Source organism: Rahnella sp. ChDrAdgB13 (genome assembly GCF_017655185.1).
GTDB classification, from domain to species: domain Bacteria; phylum Pseudomonadota; class Gammaproteobacteria; order Enterobacterales; family Enterobacteriaceae; genus Rahnella; species Rahnella contaminans.
On the sequence record NZ_JAEMGT010000020.1, the window covers coordinates 1 to 22,035 of the forward strand.

Below are 22,035 nucleotides of genomic sequence, written 5' to 3' on the forward strand. Positions count from 1 at the left end.
GTAAGGATTGCCTGAGAAAGTCAGCGACGAGGGGAGCTTTTATCTAAATCCGATTTATTCAACAAAGCCCATGTAGGACCTAAAAATTATGCGACTTACTTCGAAGTGGTGGATAAAAATCTAAAACCAGAAGGTATTTTCTTATTGCACACGATTGGTGCTAACAAAACAGAGGTTAACGTCGATCCCTGGATTAATAAGTATATTTTCCCTAACGGATGCCTGCCTTCTCTTGCACATATCGCCTCCGCCAGTGAAAGATATTTTGTTATTGAAGATGTACATAATTTCGGTCCAGATTATGACAAAACGCTGATGGCATGGAATGAACGATTTCTGGCCTCCTGGAAGCATATCGAAGGAAATTATTCAGAAAGGTTTAAAAGGATGTTTACCTATTATTTAAATTCATGTGCAGGCGCTTTCAGATCTCGCGATATTCAGCTCTGGCAGGTCGTCTTTACAAGAGGGTTAGAAGGCGGTTTGATCGTCCCCCGTTAATAATAATGCAAAAATTCTGGGTTGAAACCGACAGCTCGCCACAGGCCAACTGCAGCGTAACGGCGACCGATCAACCCAGTCTGCAATATTGCCTATCAGCTGAATATTGGCCATTGCAAGAGGCGCCTTGAGTCTGACCTAAATCCGTCCTTCCGCTTTAATCCATTGCATAAAATCATCGATAAATACCCGCGTTTTAAGCGGCAGAAGTTTGTTGGGCAGGGTGATCGCGTAAGTGTTGCGTGGCAGGGGGTTTTCCACGCGCCAGTCAGGTAAAACGCGGCGCAATTTACCGCTGGCGATATACCGGTTGGCGATAAAAGTGGGGATCAGCGCAATGCCGACGCCTTGCAGAATGGCGTCGATCATGGCATCGCTGTTATTGATCATCAGCCGCGGAACCAGCGTCACACTTTCCATGATTTCATTCTGCCAGAAGCGCCATGCGCCGCGAAATTGCCGTTCATCAGGGAAAAAAATGTTGTGTTTGATGAGTCCGGCGGGGAAATCCGGCAGCACTTCGTCGTAATCCGCGGAACACACCAATACGTAATCAATCGGCATCAGGGCGCGGGCCACCATGTTTTCCGGCGGGCTTTCGGTGACGCGCAGTGCCAGGTCGTAAGCGTCCTGCGCCAGATTACTGACCCGGTCAGACAAGGTCAGCTCGACATTAATCTCCGGGTAACGGCGTAAAAACGCGGGCAGAAAGGGGGTGAGCAGAATTTTACCCAGCGTATTCGGCGCGGTGATACGCAAAACACCCTGAGGGGTATCACTGAAACTGTCTGCCTGAGAGAAGAGTGCCTGCGTGGCGGATAATACGGCCTGCGCCTGCCGGTAGATCTCGAGCCCGACCTCGGTGGTCGTGACCGATCGCGTGGAGCGGGTAAATAACACCACATTGAGGCGTTTTTCCAGCCTGTCAATCATCCGGCTTACTGACGAGGGCGCCAGCGAAGTCTCCCTTCCTGCCGATGAAAAGCTTCCTTTTTCAACCACCTGAATAAAAACGGACAAACTGGGAAGCAGTTCTGCTAACTCACTTGTGTTCTTCACGCATAGCTCTTTTGTTTCTGGGATATCTAGCCAAATTAGCATCAAGCCGTATGATGTTCAACAGAGGTATCATCTGGTGCAAATCGGCCATAATAGTCAATTTATTTAATGGGTTAGCTATGTCAAACCAAACGGTAATTGAAATGATCCGCCAGCGTGATGTGCTAAATGTTGGCGTTAGTCTCGGTTTTAGAGGGTTGTCGTTTCGTAATGCAGTCAAGAATTGCTGGGAAGGTTTCGACATTGATTTAGCCCGGGCAGTGGCGGTCGCTGTGTTTGGCGATGCAGGAAAAATCCATTACATGCCCTTGCAGTCTGGTGACCGCTTCAGGGCGCTGCGTGATGGGGTGATTGATCTGGGTTCGTTTAACTCCAGTATTACCTTCCAGCGTGAGGCGGAATCAGAGGTCACTTTCGTTCACCCGATGCTGTTTGACGGTGAAGTGCTGATGACGCCGGCCAGTAATTTGCTCGAGCCGGTCGAACAGGCAAGTTATACCCGCAAGCGCCGGATAGCGGCCATGCGCGGTTCAACAACCGAAGAAAATCTGAAGCGCTATTTTGGAAATTTAAACCTGTCCTGCGAAATCAGTCTGTTTGATTCGCCGTCTCAGGCACGCCAGGCTTATCAGCATGGTGAATGCAATATCTATTGTCTCGACTCCTATCTGCTGGCCGGTGAACGCGCTCAGCTGACGGACAAAGAGGCGCACATTATCTTGCAAGATCGTATCTCACTGGAAACCATGTCACCGGCGGTTGCATCGAATGACCCGCAGTGGCTGAAAGCGGTAACCTGGATCATGCGCGCGCTGATTGAAGCGGAAAACCTGCAAGTCAGCAGTAAAAATATTCATGAAATGAGTCAGGAGGCGACGGGTTATCTGAAGACCTTCCTGTACCCGTCAGAACAGAATTGTAAGAATCTGGGCCTGCGCCCTGAATTTATTCGTGAGATTATTCATCAGGTAGGCAACTACGGCGAGATATTCCAGCGCAATCTGGGGAAATACTCAGAGCTGAATCAGGCGCGTCGGGATAATAATTTATGGTCGCAGGGTGGGATGTTGTATTCGCCTTTATTTATATAGTCTCTGATTTATATTTACCTTAATTCTGTTACGTTATTTTTGCGCGGTTATCCTTTAAATATTCTTTGGCAGGAACATCATGAGTGAACTATTGGCTGAAAAACAGCAAGAAATGATTTTGTCTGGCTTGGTGAAAAATAATTTCGGTTATTTAGAGACGCAGCCCGATAATGTCGATGCCAGCGTTATCAGAAATATTATTCTGCATGGCCATCATCAGGGCAATGTTTTATATGTTATTCGTAATTTCGCGAATAAACAGATTTGCCAGGATGTGGCTGAAAACTTCAATAAGATGGTGAATCGTAACGGCGGTGGAAACCGTGCGGATGACGGTTTTGTACTGACCAACCAGATTGGCGCTACGCAGTTCTCACGTAATGGCGAACAATATATGGCGGAAGTGAACCGGGTGAATGCCAGCGTCGCCGAACTGATGTCGGTGACCGACACATATGCCACAGAATCCCTGTTCCTTAACCGAACGCTGGAAGATTTATTCCTCGAGGAAGGCATCCACTTTGGTCCGGCGCGTTATAAAAATACTTACGCCTGTTTTGCCACATTCCGGCGCTGGCTGGATAACGGTGCTATGTCGCTGATGCCGCATGAAGACCGCGCCCAGCTTAAGTTTGCGCTTCAGGATAATTTTGAAATTGCCAATGCAATGACAGTGACTGCTTTCAACGTGTGTCTGGAAGCGGCGCAGGGCGGCGGCGAGCTGAAAATCTGGAACCTCGACCCGGACGAACTTTGCCGTGCACGCTTTGGTGTGACGGACACCGGTTATCCATATCCACCCCATCTGCTCCAGGGCGTGGAGTCGTTATCCGTGCAACTGAACGCCGGTGATATTTACTTTATGAACGCCTGTCATTTGCACGGTGTAAGCAGTGTGAGTCAGGGAAGTCGCCTTACCGCCGGGCGCTTTATTGGCAGACTTAATAATAGCAAAGTGGTGTATTGGACATAGCCGGAATGCATTAACAGCGGCAATTTATTCTCTCTGTATTCTGAATTAATAATGAGTCTGATATGAAACATGTTAATCATCTTGCCGCCGGAGGATACGCTTTTATTCCCGGCAGTTATTATCAGGCATTGCCTGATACCCATTACGAAAATAAAGATATTTTTCTTTCTGATCTGGAACAGCTAAAACTGGCGTACGAAAGTCTGACGCTGGATCCTTATTCTCCGGGCAACCGCTGGCGCGGATATGCGCAATGCCGTCGCGACGCAGAAGGGAAACTGTTTTTCGGTCATTTCACAGCCTATAAGCAAACTAAAAAATACAATCCGGATACCGGCGGTATTATTCGTCAATATCCTTTATTGCCGGAAAATATCACCGCAAACCGTCTGATGCAGGCAATTTTGCAAGACGATATCGCTTTTGTTGAAGCCTATGAACGTATCGGGGCGCTCGAAGAACTGACCGTCGGCATTCATCTGTTCCGCTACGAAGCACAGTGCGACGCACCCGCCTACAGCTCGCCCGTGTGGCTGCATAAAGATGATGAAGACGTGGTGTTCGTACATCTGATCCACGCCTCCGCCAACATGCTCGGTGGCGACAATCTGATTGCGCCGAACCCTAAAAACATTGAGCGGGTGCTGCGCCTTGAGAACTTGTTCGACACGCTGGTGGTGAATCACGACAAATACCATGCCGTGACGCCGGTCGGTTGCCGCGAACCCGGAGAGACTGCGGTGCGCGACATTATCCTGGTCACGTTCCAGCGTACTGAGGGAGAGGCGGCATGAGCCTGAAACATAAAGCTTTTATTACTGGCGCATCCAGTGGGATCGGCAAATCGATGGTGACGGCTTATCTGGCTGCCGGTTACGTGGTCGAAGGCATTGACAGTGCCCCGTCCGTTTTCACCGATGAACCTGACTACTCTCACCATCAGCTGGATATTACCGACTCCGTACGCCTCGATGCCTTGTTTGAAACGGCAGAGTACGCCAGCGGAAATAACGTCTTAATTAACTGTGCCGGCACCCGCGAAATCTGCCGTATAGATGAGTTATCGCTGTCGCTGTGGGAACGCGTTTTTGCCGTCAACGTGACCGCCAGCTTCGTTGCCGGGCGCGCCTTTTGCCAGCAACTGGCTCGCCAAAACTTGCCGGGCAATGCCGTCAATATCGCCTCGGTATCGGGGCTGATGGGCGAGCCGGATCGCACCGCGTATGTCTCATCAAAACACGCGGTGATCGGCCTGACGAAACAACTGGCGCTGGAATACGGCAGACATCAGATCCGGGTGAATGCCATTGCGCCCGGGGTTATCCGCACGCCGCTGACGGAGCCTTATTACGACAATCCGGCGCAGATGGAGAAGATCCAGCGCGGTCAGTACCTGCCGGTGCTGGGCGAAACGCAGGATGTGGCACAAGCGGCGATGTATCTCACCTCGCCAGAAGCGCGATTTGTGACCGGTTCAACACTGGTTATCGATGGCGGCTGGACGATTGGTAAAGAGCTTTAATCCGATGGCCGGCATAACGGCCACTTATGACTTGCAGGAGTTTTAACATGAACAACACCTATATTCTGATCCTCGGCGGTGAGTTTGCTTTACGTGAGCGTGTTTTAGCCGGTGCCTTGCGGGCTTCTGGCGGCATGCGGGTTCTGACCATGGCGAAAAACCGCACCACGCCGACAATCAAATTCTTCGACGGTTTTTTGCCGGGCGACGTCGCGGACGCTGAGGCTGTGCTGCGCGCGGTCCAGGATCATGAACGCCAGACCGGTGAAACCCCTGCGGCGGTGATCCCGATGAACGACTTCACGGTGCGCGCCGCCAGCCTGCTGACCGGGCATTACCAGCTGCACGGGAACGACAGCCAGACGATCACCAACTGCCGCGACAAGTTTGTCATGAAGCAAATCCTGCAAGCCGCTGGCCTGCCGGTGCCACGCTTCGCGGCGTTTCGCACCTTAAACGAACTCAAAAAACTGATCGCAGAGATTGGTCTGCCGGTGGTGATTAAGCCGCGTGAAATGGCGGGCAGCCTGGGCGTATTAAAAATCAGCCGCGAAGACGAAATCGAAGAAGTATTCGGCAAATGTGTAACCGATGTGATTTCACTGAACGGTGAATCTTTTGCGCCGGAAGATCTCTTCCAGGTCGAGGAATATGTTCCGGCCTGGCAGGAAGTCAGCGTCGAGGTGATCAATCAGGGCGACTATCATCGCGCGATGGCCGTGACCGACAAATACCTGGGCGAAGAGCCGAATTTCGTCGAAGTGGGCCACAGCATGCCGTCGCTGCACAGTGACAATCAGAAACTGCGTGACATCGCCGAACGTGCCTGCCATGCGCTGGGGATCCGCTACGGTGTGGCGCACTTTGAAGCGCGTATTACTCCGGCGGGTGAAATCAAAATCATTGAAGTGGGCGCGCGCACCGGTGGCGATACCATCATGGATCTGGTGGAAAGAACTTACGGCATCAATCCTTATGAACTGCACGTGCTCAGCCATCTGAACAAACTTAAACCCCTGCCTGACACCCTGAAGCCCCGCGGTCTCAGCGCCGTGGCTTTCATTAAAGCCGACGAAGGTGTGATAGAAAAAGTCACTTTGCCCGCCAGCCTGCCAGACCACGTCGTGAATATGCAGATCACGGCTAAGCCGCTGGATACGTCGAAAAAGCTGGTGTCGTGGAAAACCCGCGAAGGTTCGGTGGAGTATTTCTGGCCACAGCGTGCCGCGGAACCGGGTTTTGATGAGCATTTAACGATTGCCGATCAGTACGCGCGTTCGCTGTTTACGCTCCGTCAGGCCTGATATTAACCGGGCCGCCGTGCCTGCGCCGGTGGCCCCTGAACTCTTTTAAGGATAGTGATGATATGAACAGTGATCGTTTTGGATTAAAACGTTTTGTCTTTTCCCGCTTTGCCGGGTCACTGTGCGATCAGTTCCTGCTGTTTGCCGTTCCGCTGGCGATTCTGAAAGCCACCGGATCTCTGACCTTTTCTTCGCTGGCTTTCGTCATTGAATGGCTGCCGCGCATTCTGTTTTTCCCGCTGTCTGGTTTTCTGGCAGACCGTATCAAACCGCGCTTTATCTTCTTCAACGTAGAAGCAGGGCGTTCGGTATTGATGGTCGTGGCCTTCCTGACCCTGACTTTTCATCCCAGCGCCACGTTTCCGGTGCTGGCCGTCATGATGGCACTGCTGTCAGTCGCCTATGTGCTCAACTTTGTCGCCACTGAAGCGCTGTTGCCGCGCCATATTCCGGCCAGTACTTTGCCGAAAGCGCATTCCATGCTGCAAGGCGTAGATCAGATTACGCAAGTGCTCGGCCCGGCGCTGGCGGTGGCCATTTCGGTGTACGGCGGCGTCGGGGCAATTTTAGCCTGTGCCGCCGTGCTGTTTGCCATCTCGGCCATCAACTATCTGTTCCTCGAAACACACGATCTGGTGGTTGCTGAGAAGATGAGTTTCCGCTCGATTGTGGAGTCGAACCTGACGGCGATTCAGGTGCTTAAGCAGAATAAAATATTGTTGCATCTGTGTGCGCTGACCTGGGTGGTGAATCTGGTCTACGGGGCGGCGCTGGTGGTGAGTGCGGCGGTGATCCTCAAAGAATTCCACCTGCCGGAAAGCTATTTTGGCGTATTACAAACTTCTGCCGCGCTGGTTACCATTGTGACGTTTATCTTTGTGCCGCGTATTGCCAAACGGTTTGGTCTCTCGACGCTGGGAACGCTGTCATTTTGCGGGATGATTTTGTCTGGCGCGCTGATGTCGCTGTCACTCGATTTCGCGATGTATCTGGTGGGTTATGCGGTGCTGATGGCCTTCGACGGCGCATTCAGCGTTTACCTGCGTACCTTACGCAGCCAGATTATTCCACAAGAGCATCTGGGCAAAACCATGGGGCTGATTGGTCTGATGAATATGTGTTCGGTGCCGGTCAGTGGTCTGGCGGTAACGGCGCTGGCGGGCAGTTTTATGCCGCTGCAAATCATCGCCATTATCCTGGCTTTCGCGCTGGCATTAGGGCTGGTGCTGATCGTCGTCGGTCGCCGCGCCTTTGGCTACCGCAGCTGGTTACCGCCAGTGATTGCGCAGCCGCAGGTTTAAAACGGAATGACCCCTTACCCGGCCGGGTAAGGGGTGTATTTGCTAAAACAACACCATCAGAAAGAGAAACACGAACATCCCAATGCGCCCCAGAAGGCGTTGTCGTCAGAAACCGGCACATCCGAACCGCGGGCGATGTCGTGGCTGTGTTTATGCACGCCACAGGGTCCGGCGCACTGATGAGCCTGACGTACCAGCCCGACGCGCGCGGCACCTTCCGGCGGCGCTGACCGGTAATGGCCCGGCACTTTCGTGACCGGTGACCAGTCTGGTAAAACCGGAATTGCAGGTGGGGCAAGCGGCGAGAAAATGCCTGCCGCGTAAACCACTTTGCCGTCAACCACGGTCATCACCGATTCGATGCCCTTAATGCGTTCTTCCTGCACGCTGAAGAAATCTTCAGAAAGCACCGCCAGATCCGCCAATTGTCCGGCTTTAATCTGTCCTTTTTTACCCTGCTCGCTGGAAAACCATGAGCTGCCCTGCGTCCACAGCATCAGCGCGGTTTCGCGGTCTATTCTGGCGTCATCATCGTACATCGCCATTCCGCCGACGGTGCGGCCGGAAACCAGCCAGTACAGCGCCGTCCACGGATTGTAGCTTGCGACGCGGGTGGCGTCGGTGCCCAGTCCGACAGGCAGTCCGGCGGAGAGCATTTTCGCCACCGGCGGCGTGTGTTTGGTGGCTTCAAGGCCATAACGGTCTGCGAAATATTCCCCCTGAAACGCCATTCGATGCTGTACTGCAATGCCGCCGCCGAGTGCTTTGACGCGCTCGATATTCCGTTCGGTGATGGTTTCTGCGTGGTCGAAGAACCAGTGCAGGCCGTTAAACGGAATATCGCTGTTCACTTTTTCAAACACATCCAGCATACAGCTGATCGACTCATCGTAAGTGGCGTGCAGACGGAATGGCCAGCGGTGCTCCACCAGATGACGCACCACGCGCTCCAGCTCAACTTCGGTACCCGGCGGTAAATCCGGGCGCGGTTGCAGGAAATCTTCAAAATCCGCCGCTGAGAACACTAACATTTCGCCTGCGCCGTTGTGCCGGTAGAAATCTGTGCCCTGACCGGGTTTGAGCATATCAGTCCACAGTTTGAAATCATCCAGCTCATGCTGCGGACGCTGGGTAAATAGGTTGTAGGCGATGCGCACGGTCAGCTGATTTTTCTGATGAAGTTCATCAATGATCTGATAATCCTCAGGATAGTTCTGGAAGCCGCCGCCCGCATCGATGGCGCTGGTCAGCCCGAGGCGGTTCAGTTCGCGCATAAACTGGCGCGTGGAGTTCACCTGTTGTTCCAGCGGTAGTTTCGGACCTTTTGCCAGCGTCGAGTACAAAATCATCGCGTTCGGTTTGGCAATCAGCATGCCTGTCGGATTGCCGTTGCTGTCACGCTGAATTTCACCGCCTGGCGGGTTTGGCGTGTCTTTGGTGTAACCGACCACTTTCAGTGCGGCGCGGTTGAGCAGGGCACGATCATAGAGATGCAGGATGAAAACCGGCGTATCCGGCGCAGCCTGATTGATTTCATCAAGCGTAGGCATGCGGCGTTCGGCGAACTGAAATTCAGTCCAGCCGCCCACGACGCGAACCCACTGCGGGCCTGGCGTGCGCATGGCCTGATCTTTGAGCATCCGCAGCGCATCGGCCAGAGAAGGTACGCCTTCCCAGCGTAATTCGAGATTGTAATTCAGACCGCCGCGGATCAGGTGAAGGTGCGAGTCGTTAAGGCCGGGAACCGCCGTGTGACCTTGCAAATCAACCACCTGCGTACCCGCATCGGCGAACTGCATCACTTCATTTTCTGTGCCGACGGCAAGGAATTTGCCGTCTTTTATTGCCACAGCGTTCGCCAGTGGTTTTTCGCGGTCGACCGTGTGGAATTTACCGTTGGTTAAGATCAGGGAAGCAAAACGAGTCATTAGAAAAGCTCCTGTCATTGCGCGGTTGTGCGCGTCAGCCATGAATGGAAAACTCGGGTAATAATCGGCATCCAGAGGAATACCACCAGCGCAACGACGGACGCGTCATTGAGTAAATGGCCGCCCTCCGTGCCTTTGAGCTGCGGCAAAAAGAGACCCCAAAACCAGGGAACGATGTGCGTTGACGGGTAAATTACCAGCAGGGTTAGCAGATATTGCTTCCAGCGTGCCGGAGGACGAACCGTGGCGCTGGGCGGGGTGAACCAGAATTCGGCACCGGGACGCACTTCCGTGCTGTCGCTTTGTAAAAGCAACGGGCTGACTTCATCCACCAGTTGCTTGCGCAGGTCTGATTTGTGCCAGGCGTTGAGATTTTCCAGCGTGTCGAAGCGAACCAGAATGGTGTAGGCATCGCCGCTGCGGCTCGGGCGGATAACGTTGACACCCAGATGGCCCGGAAAAGTACTCGCCTGCGGCATGATTTTATTCAGCCAGGTTTCGTACTCTGCTTCACGGGCAGGCGCAACTTTGTGCGTAATGACAAGCGTGACGTGTTGCTTGTGGGTTTGAGACTGGGACATTAACCACCTCACCTGTTGAAAATAAAATCATTTATCGGGTCAATGAAATGATATTAGTTGGCGAGTTGAATCAATGATAGGTGAGAATTTTGGCCTTCTTGTTAAGTTTTTTTGTTATTCATTTTCGCCAACCACGCGCAGGCTGCGCTGCTTCATGACGCGGTGCAAATTCGATTCCAGCCAGTTCGCCAGCCCGGAAACCTGATCCTTCACCTCGATACCCAGCGGGGTCAGACTATACTCAACGTGCGGCGGCACGACCGGAAATGAACGGCGGTCAATAAAGCCATCTTCTTCCAGCGACTGTAATGTCTGCGCCAGCATTTTCTCACTGACGCCCCCGACTTTGCGGCGCAGTTCGCTGAAACGCAGCGTGTCGTCACTCAGGGCGAGCAAAATCAGTAAACCCCAGCGGCTGGTGATGTGCCGGAGGATTTCGCGGGAAGGGCAGTTTGGGTCGAGCACTTCGCCCCGGCGGATCTGTTCCGTGAGGGGAAGACGCTCAGTCGTTTTGTCGGAAGGAATTATTTTCATACTAACCTTTTGGTGCGTACTTACGAAAGGTTAGTATATCGCATAGGATGTTTTCAGAGCCAGCGTCTTTCGGGCCTCATGTTGAATAAAACACTTTTTGGAGAAACAAAATGATTGCAATCACCGGTGCTACCGGCCAGTTAGGCCGCCTCGTTATTGCCGCACTTTTGAAAAAAGTGCCTGCTAATCAGATTATTGCTGCCGTGCGCAGCCCGGAAAAAGCCAAAGACCTGGCTGATTTAGGTGTGGAAGTGCGTCAGGCCGATTACAGCCAGCCTGCAACACTGGATTCCGCATTTAAAGGCGTGGAAAAACTGCTGCTGATTTCTTCCAGCGAAGTCGGCCAGCGTGAAGCGCAGCACAACGCGGTGATTGCTGCCGCAAAACGCGCAGGCGTTAAGTTACTGGCATACACCAGCCTGCTGCATGCAGATAAAAGCCCGCTGGGCCTGGGCGTGGAACACCGCGCGACGGAAAAAGCACTGCGCGAATCCGGCGTGCCTCACGTACTGCTGCGCAACGGCTGGTACACCGAAAACTACGCGGCAAGCGTAGCGCCTGCACTGGCACACAATGCGTTTATCGGCGCAGTCGGCGAAGGGCGTATCGCTTCTGCCGCACGTCAGGATTATGCCGAAGCCGCCGCCGCAGTGCTGACCCTCGATAATCAGGCGGGTAAGGTTTACGAATTAGCCGGTGATGAGGCGTATACGCTGGCTGAATTCTCCGCAGAAATTGCGAAGCAGTCCGGTAAAAAAGTGGATTACGTTAACCTGCCGGAAGCGGAATTTGCGAAAGCGCTGATCGGCGCAGGTTTGCCGGACTGGCTGGCAAATATGCTGGCAGATTCTGATGCTGGCGCAGCGATTGGCGGCCTGTTTGATGATTCCCATACATTGAGCAAACTGATCGGTCGCCCGACGACACCGGCAAAAGACGTGATTGCCGCGACGTTGAAAGCCCTTTGATTTGTTAAATGTTGTTCATTATGTATTACTCAGCGGCCTGCAATTTTGCGGGCCGTTTTTCTTTCTACCTGATCCCTGTTCCCGCCGTCTGTTAAGCTAACTCCCATCTGGTATTATCAGAAAGTCCGCACTAACCCTCAGGTGATCCTATGACAGAAAATGAATTCAGGCTGCTGCTCGTCGATAATGGTTTTGACGAGCCGGTACTGGTCGAGCGGGAACCGCTAATCCGTCTTGAAAAACACGCTCACCCGTTCGAAGCCATGGCTTTTATCCTCAGCGGTGAAATCACTATTACCACCCAAAACGGGTTCAGAACTTATTGCGCCGGAGAGATTTTTCATCTTCAACCCAATGAAATGCACGAGGAAGAGTTCGGCGATCAGGGCGTCCGCTACCTTTCGGGGCGTAAAAGCTTGCAGTAAATCGCAGATAAAAGAATGCCCGTCAGGGGAAACGGGCATTGGAATGAGTTACAAGGGGAAAACCTTAAGTCCTCTGTAGCAGGCTACAGATGAGCTCTATAATAATCATTTAATGTGAAGGTTGTGTGTAGGATGAATCTGTTTTCTGCTCATTGTGGCAACAAATTTTCAACGATCCCTCGCTATACATCGGGTTAATTTCGCGGCAGAATACGCGCCCTTTTTGGCCAGAAAAACAGCGAGCGGAGAATTCTTCAGTGAAAATCAATGTCATTGGTACCAGCGGAAGCGGGAAATCAACACTGGCGCGCGGTATTTCTCAGAAGCTGAACATTCCGTATGTCGAACTGGACGCATTGTTCTGGCGGCCAGACTGGCAGGGCACGCCGGATGAGGAATTTTTCGCCCGGCTCGGCGAAAGACTTTCCGCCAGCGAAGGGTGGGTGCTGGACGGCAATTATAAACGCACGCAGCCCGTGAAATGGCGGGAAATAGATCTGATTATTTGGGTGGATTACTCGTTCGGGCGGACGTTGTTTCAGGCGGTGAAACGTGCCGCCACACGCGCATGGCATCAGCAGGAACTCTGGGCAGGAACGGGAAATCGTGAGACGTTCCGCAAAAGTTTTTTCAGCCGGGATTCCATTATTTTGTGGACGCTGAAAACCTTCGCCAAAAACCGCCGCCAGTATCAGGCATTGCTTGAGGATCCTGACTGGCAGCATGTTCGTTTTGTGCGTTTACGTTCACCCCAGCAGGCTCAGGTTTTTCTCCGTAATCTGACCCAGCTGTAACACCATCCACGGGCTGAACGCCCAGGGTGTTGCACGCACGCTGTTCAGCAAATCTTCCGGTTTTACCCATTGAAAATCCATGACTTCCGTGTCGCGTGGCTCGGGAGCCATACGGCAAAATGCGGAAAAAATCGGGCAGAATTCGTTCTCAACAATCCCGGAAGCATCGGTCGCGATGTACTGGAATTCTCCGATCAGCGAGGTGATTTTTTCAACCGATAAACCCAGTTCATACTGGCAACGACGGTAAACCGCTGCCTGCAACGATTCGCCGGGAAGCGGGTGCCCGCAGGCGGAGTTCGTCCAGACACCAGGCCACGCGATTTTGTTCAGGGAGCGGCGCGTGATCAGCAAGTCGCCGCGATCGTTGTGGATGTAGCAGGAAAAAGCCAGATGCAATGGCGTCTGAGCGTTGTGCACCAGCGCTTTATCCATGGTACCGGCCGGTTGATTTTTAACATCAAGCAACACGACTTCTTCAATCATAAAACTCTCCGTTACTCCTCCATCATCGTTTTCAGCAGGCGAACCAACTGCTGTTGATCATCAGGAGAAAGTCTTGCCAAAAACTCAGTGTCTACCTGCTGGCCGAGCGGCTGGGTTTTGGCCAGAACCGCTTTACCTTCCCCGGTCAGGGTAATAAAACGCCGGCGTTTGTCCGCCGGATCCGCCTCACGGATTAACAAACCGCGGGACTCAAGTCGTGAAAGCATTTCCGCCAGCGTGGCCTTGCTGCTGATGGCAACGTCGGTCAGCTGCACCTGTTCAATGCCCGGGTTTTCAGCAATTGAGCGCAATACCGCGTACTGAGGTTTGGTCAGATCCGGAATGCATTGCTGCCATCTCGCGGTGTGTTGCTGGAATACCTTACGCATCAGGTGAAAGGCTTCCTGTCTCAATTGTGTGCTCATCATCGTTCCCGGCTTTCTTATGGTTTCGCCCTATCTTAGCAATCTATGGATCTCGAATGCGACAGACCATTGCGGGGATTTGAAAATGAGTATAAGGTAAAAATAGTTCGTATACGAACAATATGTTCAAAAAAGGTTAACGTGAGTGAGGGTGGTATGAGACTGATTGTGGGGATGACCGGTGCGACGGGCGCACCTTTGGGCGTCGCGCTGCTGAAAGCGCTGCGGGAAATCGACGGAGTGGAAACGCACCTGGTGATGTCGAAATGGGCGAAAACGCCCCTTGAGCTGGAAACGCCTTATACCGCTCGTGAAGTCGCTGAAATGGCTGATTTTACACATAATTCTGCCGATCAGGCGGCCACGATTTCTTCCGGTTCATTCAAAACCGACGGCATGATTATTATCCCGTGCAGCATGAAAACGCTGGCCGGGATCCGCGCCGGTTATGCCGAAGGGCTGGTCGGCCGTGCGGCAGATGTCGTGCTGAAAGAAAACCGCAAGCTGGTGCTGGTTCCGCGTGAAACGCCGCTCAGCACCATTCACCTCGAAAACCTGCTCGCGCTGTCGCAAATGGGCGTGGCGATCGTGCCGCCGATGCCTGCTTATTACAACCATCCCGAGACAATTCAGGATGTTACCGACCATATCGTGACCCGCGTACTTGACCAGTTTGGCCTTGAATATCACCGCGCAAAACGCTGGGCGGGGTTATCGCCAAAAAGTGACGACGTCACGTTATAGCGCTCAATTTTTAAGTTTTAAAACATGTAGTAATCCTTCACCGAAACAGGAGAGTCGAGATGGCTTTTGATGATCTGCGCAGCTTTATGAGCGCACTGGATGAAAACGGACAACTGCTGAAAATCACCGAACAGGTGAAAGCAGAGCCCGATCTGGCCGCGGCGGCGAACGCCACCGGTCGTATCGGCGAAGGCGCGCCCGCGCTGTATTTTGACAATGTGGAAGGGTTTACCGACGCCCGTATCGCCCTGAATACGCTCGGTTCCTGGCAAAACCATGCGATTGCGATGGGGTTGCCGCCCAATACATCGACCAACGAACAGATTGCCGAATACATCCGCCGCTGGGATACCTTCCCGGTGAAACCGGAGCGCCGCGATAATCCGCCTTGGGCGCAAAACACCGTCGATGGCGAAGACATTAACCTGTTCGACATCCTGCCGCTTTTCCGCCTGAACGACGGCGACGGTGGTTTCTATCTCGACAAAGCCTGCGTCGTTTCCCGCGACCCGACTGACCCGGACAGTTTTGACAAACAAAATGTCGGCATTTACCGGATGGAAGTGAAGGGCAAACGCAAACTCGGCCTCCAGCCGGTGCCGATGCACGATATCGCGCTGCATCTGCATAAAGCCGAAGAGCGCGGCGAAGATTTACCGATTGTTATCACACTGGGCAACGACCCGATCATTACGCTGATGGGCGCAACGCCGCTGAAATACGACCAGTCTGAATACGAAATGGCCGGTGCGCTGCGTCAGGCGCCGTACCCGATCGCCACCGCGCCACTGACCGGTTTCGACGTTCCGTGGGGTTCAGAAGTGATCCTCGAAGGGGTTATCGAAGGCCGTAAACGTGAAATCGAAGGGCCGTTCGGGGAGTTCACCGGGCACTATTCTGGTGGCCGCAACATGACCGTGGTGCGCATTGATAAAGTGTCGTACCGCACCAAACCGGTATTTGAATCCCTGTATCTCGGGATGCCGTGGACAGAAATCGATTACCTGATGGGCCCGGCGACCTGCGTGCCGCTGTATCAGCAACTCAAAGCTGAATTCCCGGAAGTTCAGGCCGTTAACGCCATGTACACGCACGGGCTGCTGGCGATCATCTCCACCAAGAAACGCTATGGCGGCTTTGCGCGCGCGGTCGGTTTACGCGCCATGACCACGCCGCACGGGCTGGGCTACGTGAAAATGGTGATTATGGTGGATGAGGATGTCGATCCGTTCAACCTGCCGCAGGTGATGTGGGCGCTTTCCGCGAAAGTGAATCCGGCGGGTGACCTGGTTCAGTTGCCGAACATGTCCGTGCTGGAGCTGGATCCGGGTTCGTCTCCTGCGGGGATCACCGACAAACTGATCATCGATGCTACCACGCCGGTCGCGCCGGATAACCGCGGGCATTACAGCCAGCCGGTACGTGATTTGCCAGAAACCAAAGACTGGGTTGTGAAACTGAATTCCCTGCTGGCGGGCCGTCAGGCCTGAGCACTAACTGACTGAGTTAAGGAGTGATTATGATTTGTCCACGTTGTGCCGGTGAGCATATCGAGCTGATGGCGGTATCGCCGGTGAAAGGGGTCTGGACGGTGCATCAGTGCCAGCGTTGTTTATACACCTGGCGGTCAACGGAGCCGTTACGGCGCACCAGCCGGGAGCATTACCCGGAGGCGTTCCGGATGACGCAAGCGGATATTGATAATGCACCGATGGTGCCGTCGGTGCCGCCGCTTTTAGGGGAATAGTATTGGGCCCCGGACGGGGCCTCTTTGGAATCTCCGCGTCTTTTTACAACCCGCGCTATCGCTCGCTGGCTATGTTTCAGGAACAACAGCTATTGCCGCGAAAACTTGCCGCTGCGCGGTACCTTCATTATTCCCCGCATGTTACCGGTATCACATAAATTAAAAATCATAAGAAATTAATCATATCTCATAATTGTGACTCGCTTTTAACCACTTTATAACAAGTCCTCAGGCCACCGGACGGACTGACTTTTTGAGTTTAACCCGATAAAAGACAGGACGAAAAATGACAGCGAAATTATCCGTAAAAGAAAAAATCAGTTACGGTCTGGGGGATATGGCGAGCCATATAGGTCTGGATAACGTGATTATTTTCCTGACGTTTTACTATACCGATGTGGTGGGTTTACCGGCGGTGTTTGTCGGTACTATGTTCCTTGTGGCCCGCGTGGCCGATGCGATTGTTGACCCGGCGATGGGGCTGATCGCTGACCGCACGCAAACGCGTTTCGGCAAGTTCAGACCTTATATTCTCTGGCTGGCGCTCCCGTTTGGCGCGAGTTGTTTACTGGTGTATGCCGTGCCGGAATCCCTCACACTAACCGGCAAGATGGTGTACGCCAGCGTCACGTACTGCGTGATGATGCTGATGTATACCGCCATCAATATCCCTTACTGTTCGATGGGCGCGATCATTACGCCGGATAACAGCCAGCGTATTTCGCTACAGTCTTACCGCTTTTTCCTCGCCACGCTCGGTGGCGCGATGTCGACATTCCTGATGATGCCGCTGGCAGAAATGATGGGCGGCGGCAATAAACTCGACGGGTATTTCGGCGCAATGGCAATCATGGCCTCGATCGCTGTGGTCATGTTTTTACTCTGTTTTCTCAATACAAAGGAACGTATCAGCGCGCCGCCGACGCATGCGAATTTCCTCTCAGATCTGCGCGACCTGGTGCGTAACGACCAGTGGCGCGTAGTGGCCGCGCTGATCTTCTTTAATATCTCCTTCGGCGTCGTTCGTCTCGGCGCGATGATGTATTACGTGACGTATTATCTGGGCAACGCCAGCTACTTTATGTGGCTCCTCGCCGCGCATATTGTTGGAAAAAGCCTCGGCAGCGCGCTGGTCAAACCGCTGACCCGAAGCCGCAGCAAACTGTCGGCTTTCACGCTGTGCGCCGTTTTAACCGGTCTTCTGAGCATGGCGATTTTCTTCGTTCCGGCTTGGATTTCCCTGCTGGTCGGTATGACATTGCTGGTCTCGACCTTCTATCAGGTCACCACCACGCTGATGTGGGTGATGATGTCGGACGTGGTGGATTACGGTGAATACAAACAAGGCAAACGCATGGACGGCACCGTGTTTTCCACGCTGCTGGCGATCCTCAAAATGGGAATGGCGGTCAGCGGGGCAGTCGTCGGCTGGACACTTGGCATGAGCGGTTATATTCCGCACGCTGCGCAGCAAAATACTGCGGTGATGCTGTCCATTATCGCGCTGTTCTCGCTGGTGCCGGGCGTGTTGTCGATGTTCAGCGCGCTGTCGATGCGCTGGTACAAACTCAACGACGCCACCATGAAACACATTAATCAGTCCAAAATCACCCCGGAACACGAGCCTGAACGTCAGGCCACCTTGCATACTCAGGAGTCCGCATGAGCGAATTAATCGCCGAAAAAAACCGTATCCTCTGGCATTTCGATCAGCAAACTCTGGTGATTGAACCCTGGGGTGAAAACAGTCTGCGTATGCGTGCGACCTGTCGTCCTGCGTTCAATGACCACCTCTGGGCACTACTCCCACAGAATGAACAACCTCAGGCTGATATCTCCCGTGGCACCGAAACACTGACCCTGCGCAACGGCAATATCACGGCGACGGTTAACATTAAAGGCCAGCTGGCATTTTATAACCAACGCGGCGAGCTCATTCTGGAAGAGTTCTGGCGTCAGCGTTCGACGGTGGGGATTGGCGCGACGGAAAAAAGTCAGGATAAGTACATCAGTGCGCTGAAAATGGATGCGCGCGAATTCAAAGCGATTCCCGGCGGAAAGCATCAGCTGACGGTCAGGTTTGAGTCGCACCCCGATGAGAAGATTTATGGCATGGGGCAGTACCAGCAAAACTGTCTGGACCTGAAAGGGTGCACGCTGGAACTGGCACAGCGCAATTCACAGGCCAGCGTGCCGTTTATGCTCTCCAGCCTCGGCTATGGTTTGCTGTGGAATAACCCGGCGATTGGCGAGGCGACGTTTGGCAAGAACATCACCCGCTGGGAGGCGCAGGTCACAGAGCAGATGGATTACTGGATCACCGCCGGAGACACGCCTGCGGAAATCATGCATCAATATGGCCGTGCGACCGGCACCGCGCCGCGCATGCCGGAATACGCGACCGGTTTCTGGCAGTGCAAATTGCGCTACCGCACACAGCAAGAAGTGCTGGAAGTCGCGCGCGAATACAAGCGCCGGAAACTGCCGGTTTCGGTCATTGTGATTGATTTCTTCCACTGGCCAAATCAGGGCACATGGTGTTTTGACCCGGTGGACTGGCCGGATCCGAAAGCGATGGTGGCTGAGCTGAAATCACTGGGTATTGAAACGATGGTGTCGGTCTGGCCGACGGTTGACAGCCGCACTGATAACTATAAGGAGATGAAATCAAAAGGTTATCTGGTGAATACCGATCGCGGTGTGTCAGTGAATCTGGACTTCCTCGGCAACTGTACCTTCTTTGATGCGACACATCCCGGCGCCCGACAATTTGTCTGGGATAAGGTGAAGAAAAATTATTTCGATCTGGGGATCCGCACCTTCTGGCTGGATGAAGCAGAACCGGAGTATCGCGCCTATGATTTTGATAACTATCGCTATTATCTCGGGCCGGTGTTGGAAGTTGGCAATATTTATCCGCAGAAATTCGCGCAGGGCTTTTACGACGGTTTACAGCAGGAAGGCGAGCGCGAAATCGTCAATCTGGTGCGCTGCGCCTGGGCAGGAAGCCAGCGTTATGGCGTGCTGGCGTGGTCGGGAGATATTCATTCCTCGTTCCACGCGCTGCGCAATCAGATTGCCGCTGGTCTGAATATGGGGCTGGCGGGCATTCCGTGGTGGACGACGGATATCGGCGGTTTTCAGGGCGGAAACGTGAATGATCCGGCGTTTCAGGAACTGCTGATCCGCTGGTTTCAGTGGGGCGTTTTCTGCCCGATTATGCGTCTGCACGGGTATCGCGAACCGCAAATTCAGCCGCCGGAACCGTGGCGGAATGGCATTGCGCAATGTAACAGCGGTGCGCCCAATGAAGTGTGGAGCTACGGCGAGGCAAATTATGAACTGATGAAAAGCGGCTTGTTCCTGCGTGAAAAATTGCGGCCATACATCAGTTGCGTGATGGATGAAGCGCATGAGAAGGGCGATCCCGCGATGCGCACGCTGTTCTATCAGTACCCGGATCAGGCCGAAAGCTGGCAGGTGGAAGATCAGTATTTGCTGGGTGCTGATATTCTGGTTGCGCCGGTTTTACATGCCGGTCAGCGCGAGCGTGAAGTCTGGCTGCCCGCCGGTGAAAACTGGATAGCCCTGAACGGTGAACGTTATCCGGGCGGACAGAAAATCATGGCCGATGCGCCGCTCAGCGCTATTCCGGTCTTTATTCGTGAAGGTACACAGGTGCAGGCAGAACTGGGTCTATAACCGTACATAACTTTTCGCGCGGTTATTTAAAGAATCGGGCGCGGCATAACCTTCAGCATAAAAAGCCAGAGAGTCAGCGAAGGGCACGGTAATACCACTGCCGGAGGAAGAAGCGTGTTAATGCCTCTTTCCCGGCATTCGTCAGTTATCACAAAATGGTTAACTTTTCGGGAGGATTCGGTAAGACATCCGCCGGTAATCTGATGTCATCGACAGTAACCGCAACGGTGACGATGATGATCAACAGACGTAATTTCCTCTTAGGCAGCACCGCCGTCTCGGCGATTGCCGTGATGGGGCTTTTCCCCGGGGTCTTTACCCGCAAGGCCGACGCGCAGGCAAAAAAAACCGAAACGTTCGAAATCGAACTGACCGATGCGCAGTGGCACCAGCGCCTCAGCGAAGCGCAGTATTACGTATTGCGTGAAGCCGGTACCGAGCGCCCTTATTCCAGTCCGCTCAACAATGAGCACCGCGAAGGGCAGTTTGCCTGTGCGGGTTGTGCCCTGCCTTTATTCTCTTCGGCGACCAAATTCGACAGCCACACCGGCTGGCCGAGTTTCTGGAAACCGCTGCCGGACGCGGCGCTGACCCACCGGGATACAACACTGGGCATGGTTCGCGACGAAGTGCATTGCCGTCGCTGCGGCGGCCATCTTGGCCACGTTTTTGACGACGGCCCGCAGCCTACCGGTCTGCGTTATTGCATGAACGGGCTGGCGATGACGTTCAGTCCAAAAGTTTAATTCCCGCGAGGCTGTTATGAAAACAACTGTGAAAACATCCGAAAAAAGTGTGAAGTCGTTACGCAATATCAGCGTGATCGCCGGTCTGGTGCTGGCGTCTGCCTTTGTCTTTCAGAATACCGCCTGGTCCTGGGGCGGCGCTGAACCGGCGGTGGTGATCCCCGCACCGGCACATGACGAACCGGCGGGCACATCACACAGTGAAACTGCCGTGTTTGCCGGTGGCTGCTTCTGGGGAATTCAGGGGGTGTTCCAGCATGTGAAAGGCGTGACCAGCGCGGTGTCCGGATACGCGGGCGGCGACGCGCAAACCGCCAGCTACGAACAGGTCAGCGGCGGCGATACCGGCCATGCGGAATCGGTCAAAGTGACGTTTGACCCGACGCAAATCACCTACGGCGAACTGCTGCACATTTTCTTCTCCGTGGGGCATAACCCGACCGAACTGAACCGGCAGGGGCCGGACACCGGCAGCCAGTACCGCTCGGCAGTGTTCCCGATGAACGCGGCGCAGGCGGAAGTGGCGAAAGCGTATATTGCGCAACTGAACGCCAGCAAAAGCTACAGCGATCCGCTGGTGACGAAGGTGGAAAGCAATGCGCACTTCTATCCGGCGGAGGCTTATCACCAGAACTTCCTGAATGATAATCCGGACTATCCGTACATTGTGGTGAACGATCTGCCGAAGATTAAAGATTTAGAGAAAGTCTTCCCGGCGGATTACCGGCAGCAGCCGGTGCTGGTTAAACCTTAAGGTCAAGACTTTGGGCTCGCCGCCCAAACGGGCTTTACGCGCCAGCTTAGTGTAAGTTTCGGTTTTTCAATTGCGGTGATCACTCAGCGGCTCGCGCCGAAACCGACCAAAGAGGCCCAGGACGGGGCCTCTTTGGAATCTCCGCGTCTTTTTACAACCCGCGCTATCGCTCGCTGGCTATGTTTCAGGTACCGCAGCTATTGCCGCGAAAACTTGCCGCTGCGCGGTACCTTCATTTCGGTCTTCGAGCCTTTTGGTCTCGAAACACTCATTCAGCAAGCTTTCTGAAAGCGGCTGGAGGCTTCTTCAATTCAAAATCAGCCTGCATCAATCTTCCGAAGTACATCGCCTTTGGCCGCTTTCAAAACGACGTCGAGTGAGTGGTGAGAAACAGCGAGAGTCTTTTTTCGAGCAGGTTCGAACCCGAGGCGAGAGAACCGCGCAGCGGCG

The 22,035-nt window shown here is 53.6% G+C and carries 22 protein-coding genes and 1 pseudogene; 17 read left to right on the forward strand and 6 right to left on the reverse strand.

Going from position 1 to position 22,035, the window contains the following annotated elements:
- Positions 1 to 69 precede the first annotated feature (69 nt).
- Positions 70 to 501 (forward strand): annotated as a pseudogene (locus J8X26_RS06935) (class I SAM-dependent methyltransferase); the annotation flags it as partial.
- A 138-nt stretch (positions 502 to 639) separates the two neighbouring features.
- On the opposite strand, the gene J8X26_RS06940 reads toward J8X26_RS06935, so the two are convergent.
- Positions 640 to 1,602, reverse strand: coding sequence for a LysR family transcriptional regulator (locus J8X26_RS06940; RefSeq protein WP_244370405.1), 963 nt, complete (start codon positions 1,600 to 1,602; stop codon positions 640 to 642).
- A 77-nt stretch (positions 1,603 to 1,679) separates the two neighbouring features.
- Here J8X26_RS06940 and J8X26_RS06945 point away from each other — a divergent pair, with 77 nt between their 5' ends.
- The 6 genes from J8X26_RS06945 (at position 1,680) to J8X26_RS06970 (ending at position 7,751) form a co-directional block, all read left to right on the forward strand.
- Positions 1,680 to 2,651, forward strand: a complete 972-nt coding sequence (locus tag J8X26_RS06945) for an amino acid ABC transporter substrate-binding protein (protein WP_152326766.1) — start codon at positions 1,680 to 1,682, stop codon at positions 2,649 to 2,651.
- A gap of 79 nt (positions 2,652 to 2,730) precedes the next feature.
- The gene (hilA, locus tag J8X26_RS06950) at positions 2,731 to 3,624 is read left to right on the forward strand and encodes an L-isoleucine 3(1)-dioxygenase (protein WP_208950517.1); all 894 of its coding nucleotides are present in this window, start codon (positions 2,731 to 2,733) and stop codon (positions 3,622 to 3,624) included.
- 62 nt (positions 3,625 to 3,686) lie between these two features.
- Positions 3,687 to 4,418, forward strand: coding sequence for a 3(1)-hydroxy-L-isoleucine 4-dioxygenase HilB (gene hilB, locus J8X26_RS06955; protein WP_152326768.1), 732 nt, complete (start codon positions 3,687 to 3,689; stop codon positions 4,416 to 4,418).
- A complete protein-coding gene (locus tag J8X26_RS06960) occupies positions 4,415 to 5,146 on the forward strand; it encodes an SDR family NAD(P)-dependent oxidoreductase (RefSeq protein ID WP_208950518.1) in 732 nt (243 codons plus the stop codon). The genes hilB and J8X26_RS06960 overlap by 4 nt, the downstream gene beginning before the upstream one ends.
- 47 nt (positions 5,147 to 5,193) lie before the next feature.
- Positions 5,194 to 6,450 carry an acetyl-CoA carboxylase biotin carboxylase subunit family protein gene (locus J8X26_RS06965; protein ID WP_208950519.1) on the forward strand — a complete coding sequence of 419 codons (1,257 nt, stop codon included), beginning with the start codon at positions 5,194 to 5,196 and terminating at the stop codon, positions 6,448 to 6,450.
- Between the two features lie 62 nt (positions 6,451 to 6,512).
- Complete coding sequence (locus J8X26_RS06970; protein ID WP_152326771.1) at positions 6,513 to 7,751, forward strand: MFS transporter; 1,239 nt, start codon at positions 6,513 to 6,515, stop codon at positions 7,749 to 7,751.
- Between the two features lie 56 nt (positions 7,752 to 7,807).
- Here the strand turns inward: J8X26_RS06970 and J8X26_RS06975 are convergent, their stop codons facing one another.
- From J8X26_RS06975 to J8X26_RS06985, 3 genes are all read right to left on the reverse strand, one after another.
- Complete coding sequence (locus J8X26_RS06975) at positions 7,808 to 9,679, reverse strand: amidohydrolase (RefSeq protein WP_208950520.1); 1,872 nt, start codon at positions 9,677 to 9,679, stop codon at positions 7,808 to 7,810.
- Between the two features lie 14 nt (positions 9,680 to 9,693).
- Positions 9,694 to 10,260, reverse strand: a complete 567-nt coding sequence (locus tag J8X26_RS06980) for an antibiotic biosynthesis monooxygenase (RefSeq protein WP_152326773.1) — start codon at positions 10,258 to 10,260, stop codon at positions 9,694 to 9,696.
- A gap of 114 nt (positions 10,261 to 10,374) precedes the next feature.
- Positions 10,375 to 10,794, reverse strand: a complete 420-nt coding sequence (locus J8X26_RS06985; RefSeq protein ID WP_152326774.1) for a helix-turn-helix domain-containing protein — start codon at positions 10,792 to 10,794, stop codon at positions 10,375 to 10,377.
- A gap of 110 nt (positions 10,795 to 10,904) precedes the next feature.
- Between J8X26_RS06985 and J8X26_RS06990 the strand changes: the two genes are divergently transcribed.
- From J8X26_RS06990 to J8X26_RS07000, 3 genes are all read left to right on the forward strand, one after another.
- On the forward strand, positions 10,905 to 11,762 hold the full coding sequence (locus J8X26_RS06990; protein WP_208950521.1) for an SDR family oxidoreductase: 858 nt from the start codon (positions 10,905 to 10,907) through the stop codon (positions 11,760 to 11,762).
- A gap of 149 nt (positions 11,763 to 11,911) precedes the next feature.
- Positions 11,912 to 12,187, forward strand: a complete 276-nt coding sequence (locus tag J8X26_RS06995) for a cupin domain-containing protein (protein WP_152326776.1) — start codon at positions 11,912 to 11,914, stop codon at positions 12,185 to 12,187.
- Positions 12,188 to 12,444: 257 nt separating this feature from the next.
- Positions 12,445 to 12,981 (forward strand): adenylate kinase, encoded by a 537-nt coding sequence (locus tag J8X26_RS07000; RefSeq protein WP_152326777.1) that lies wholly within the window; start codon positions 12,445 to 12,447, stop codon positions 12,979 to 12,981.
- Here J8X26_RS07000 and idi read toward each other — a convergent pair.
- Together idi and J8X26_RS07010 are read right to left on the reverse strand one after the other, a co-directional pair.
- Complete coding sequence (idi, locus tag J8X26_RS07005; RefSeq protein ID WP_208950522.1) at positions 12,934 to 13,467, reverse strand: isopentenyl-diphosphate Delta-isomerase; 534 nt, start codon at positions 13,465 to 13,467, stop codon at positions 12,934 to 12,936. The genes J8X26_RS07000 and idi overlap by 48 nt on opposite strands.
- 11 nt (positions 13,468 to 13,478) lie before the next feature.
- Complete coding sequence (locus J8X26_RS07010) at positions 13,479 to 13,892, reverse strand: MarR family winged helix-turn-helix transcriptional regulator (RefSeq protein WP_208950523.1); 414 nt, start codon at positions 13,890 to 13,892, stop codon at positions 13,479 to 13,481.
- Between the two features lie 156 nt (positions 13,893 to 14,048).
- On the opposite strand from J8X26_RS07010, the gene J8X26_RS07015 reads away from it, so the two are divergent.
- From J8X26_RS07015 to msrA, 7 genes are all read left to right on the forward strand, one after another.
- On the forward strand, positions 14,049 to 14,636 hold the full coding sequence (locus tag J8X26_RS07015) for a non-oxidative hydroxyarylic acid decarboxylases subunit B (protein ID WP_208950524.1): 588 nt from the start codon (positions 14,049 to 14,051) through the stop codon (positions 14,634 to 14,636).
- Between the two features lie 59 nt (positions 14,637 to 14,695).
- A complete protein-coding gene (locus tag J8X26_RS07020; protein WP_152326781.1) occupies positions 14,696 to 16,126 on the forward strand; it encodes a non-oxidative hydroxyarylic acid decarboxylases subunit C in 1,431 nt (476 codons plus the stop codon).
- A 29-nt stretch (positions 16,127 to 16,155) separates the two neighbouring features.
- Positions 16,156 to 16,383 carry a non-oxidative hydroxyarylic acid decarboxylases subunit D gene (locus J8X26_RS07025; protein WP_152326782.1) on the forward strand — a complete coding sequence of 76 codons (228 nt, stop codon included), beginning with the start codon at positions 16,156 to 16,158 and terminating at the stop codon, positions 16,381 to 16,383.
- Positions 16,384 to 16,669: 286 nt separating this feature from the next.
- A complete protein-coding gene (locus tag J8X26_RS07030) occupies positions 16,670 to 18,049 on the forward strand; it encodes a glycoside-pentoside-hexuronide (GPH):cation symporter (RefSeq protein ID WP_208950525.1) in 1,380 nt (459 codons plus the stop codon).
- Positions 18,046 to 20,085, forward strand: coding sequence for a TIM-barrel domain-containing protein (locus J8X26_RS07035; RefSeq protein ID WP_208950526.1), 2,040 nt, complete (start codon positions 18,046 to 18,048; stop codon positions 20,083 to 20,085). The genes J8X26_RS07030 and J8X26_RS07035 overlap by 4 nt, the downstream gene beginning before the upstream one ends.
- A gap of 203 nt (positions 20,086 to 20,288) precedes the next feature.
- Positions 20,289 to 20,831, forward strand: a complete 543-nt coding sequence (gene msrB, locus J8X26_RS07040) for a peptide-methionine (R)-S-oxide reductase MsrB (RefSeq protein ID WP_244370407.1) — start codon at positions 20,289 to 20,291, stop codon at positions 20,829 to 20,831.
- 16 nt (positions 20,832 to 20,847) lie between these two features.
- A complete protein-coding gene (msrA, locus tag J8X26_RS07045) occupies positions 20,848 to 21,585 on the forward strand; it encodes a peptide-methionine (S)-S-oxide reductase MsrA (RefSeq protein ID WP_244370408.1) in 738 nt (245 codons plus the stop codon).
- The last annotated feature ends 450 nt before the right edge of the window (positions 21,586 to 22,035 follow it).

Excerpts from the sequence above, each read along its gene's own strand:
- J8X26_RS06940 (WP_244370405.1), bottom strand. The coding sequence starts at position 1,602 with ATGCTAATTTGGCTAGATATCCCAGAAACAAAAGAGCTATGCGTGAAG.
- J8X26_RS06945 (WP_152326766.1), top strand. The coding sequence starts at position 1,680 with ATGTCAAACCAAACGGTAATTGAAATGATCCGCCAGCGTGATGTGCTA.
- hilA (WP_208950517.1), top strand. The coding sequence starts at position 2,731 with ATGAGTGAACTATTGGCTGAAAAACAGCAAGAAATGATTTTGTCTGGC.
- hilB (WP_152326768.1), top strand. The coding sequence starts at position 3,687 with ATGAAACATGTTAATCATCTTGCCGCCGGAGGATACGCTTTTATTCCC.
- J8X26_RS06960 (WP_208950518.1), top strand. The coding sequence starts at position 4,415 with ATGAGCCTGAAACATAAAGCTTTTATTACTGGCGCATCCAGTGGGATC.
- J8X26_RS06965 (WP_208950519.1), top strand. The coding sequence starts at position 5,194 with ATGAACAACACCTATATTCTGATCCTCGGCGGTGAGTTTGCTTTACGT.
- J8X26_RS06970 (WP_152326771.1), top strand. The coding sequence starts at position 6,513 with ATGAACAGTGATCGTTTTGGATTAAAACGTTTTGTCTTTTCCCGCTTT.
- J8X26_RS06975 (WP_208950520.1), bottom strand. The coding sequence starts at position 9,679 with ATGACTCGTTTTGCTTCCCTGATCTTAACCAACGGTAAATTCCACACG.
- J8X26_RS06980 (WP_152326773.1), bottom strand. The coding sequence starts at position 10,260 with ATGTCCCAGTCTCAAACCCACAAGCAACACGTCACGCTTGTCATTACG.
- J8X26_RS06985 (WP_152326774.1), bottom strand. The coding sequence starts at position 10,794 with ATGAAAATAATTCCTTCCGACAAAACGACTGAGCGTCTTCCCCTCACG.
- J8X26_RS06990 (WP_208950521.1), top strand. The coding sequence starts at position 10,905 with ATGATTGCAATCACCGGTGCTACCGGCCAGTTAGGCCGCCTCGTTATT.
- J8X26_RS06995 (WP_152326776.1), top strand. The coding sequence starts at position 11,912 with ATGACAGAAAATGAATTCAGGCTGCTGCTCGTCGATAATGGTTTTGAC.
- idi (WP_208950522.1), bottom strand. The coding sequence starts at position 13,467 with ATGATTGAAGAAGTCGTGTTGCTTGATGTTAAAAATCAACCGGCCGGT.
- J8X26_RS07010 (WP_208950523.1), bottom strand. The coding sequence starts at position 13,892 with ATGAGCACACAATTGAGACAGGAAGCCTTTCACCTGATGCGTAAGGTA.
- J8X26_RS07015 (WP_208950524.1), top strand. The coding sequence starts at position 14,049 with ATGAGACTGATTGTGGGGATGACCGGTGCGACGGGCGCACCTTTGGGC.
- J8X26_RS07020 (WP_152326781.1), top strand. The coding sequence starts at position 14,696 with ATGGCTTTTGATGATCTGCGCAGCTTTATGAGCGCACTGGATGAAAAC.
- J8X26_RS07025 (WP_152326782.1), top strand. The coding sequence starts at position 16,156 with ATGATTTGTCCACGTTGTGCCGGTGAGCATATCGAGCTGATGGCGGTA.
- J8X26_RS07030 (WP_208950525.1), top strand. The coding sequence starts at position 16,670 with ATGACAGCGAAATTATCCGTAAAAGAAAAAATCAGTTACGGTCTGGGG.
- J8X26_RS07035 (WP_208950526.1), top strand. The coding sequence starts at position 18,046 with ATGAGCGAATTAATCGCCGAAAAAAACCGTATCCTCTGGCATTTCGAT.
- msrB (WP_244370407.1), top strand. The coding sequence starts at position 20,289 with ATGTCATCGACAGTAACCGCAACGGTGACGATGATGATCAACAGACGT.
- msrA (WP_244370408.1), top strand. The coding sequence starts at position 20,848 with ATGAAAACAACTGTGAAAACATCCGAAAAAAGTGTGAAGTCGTTACGC.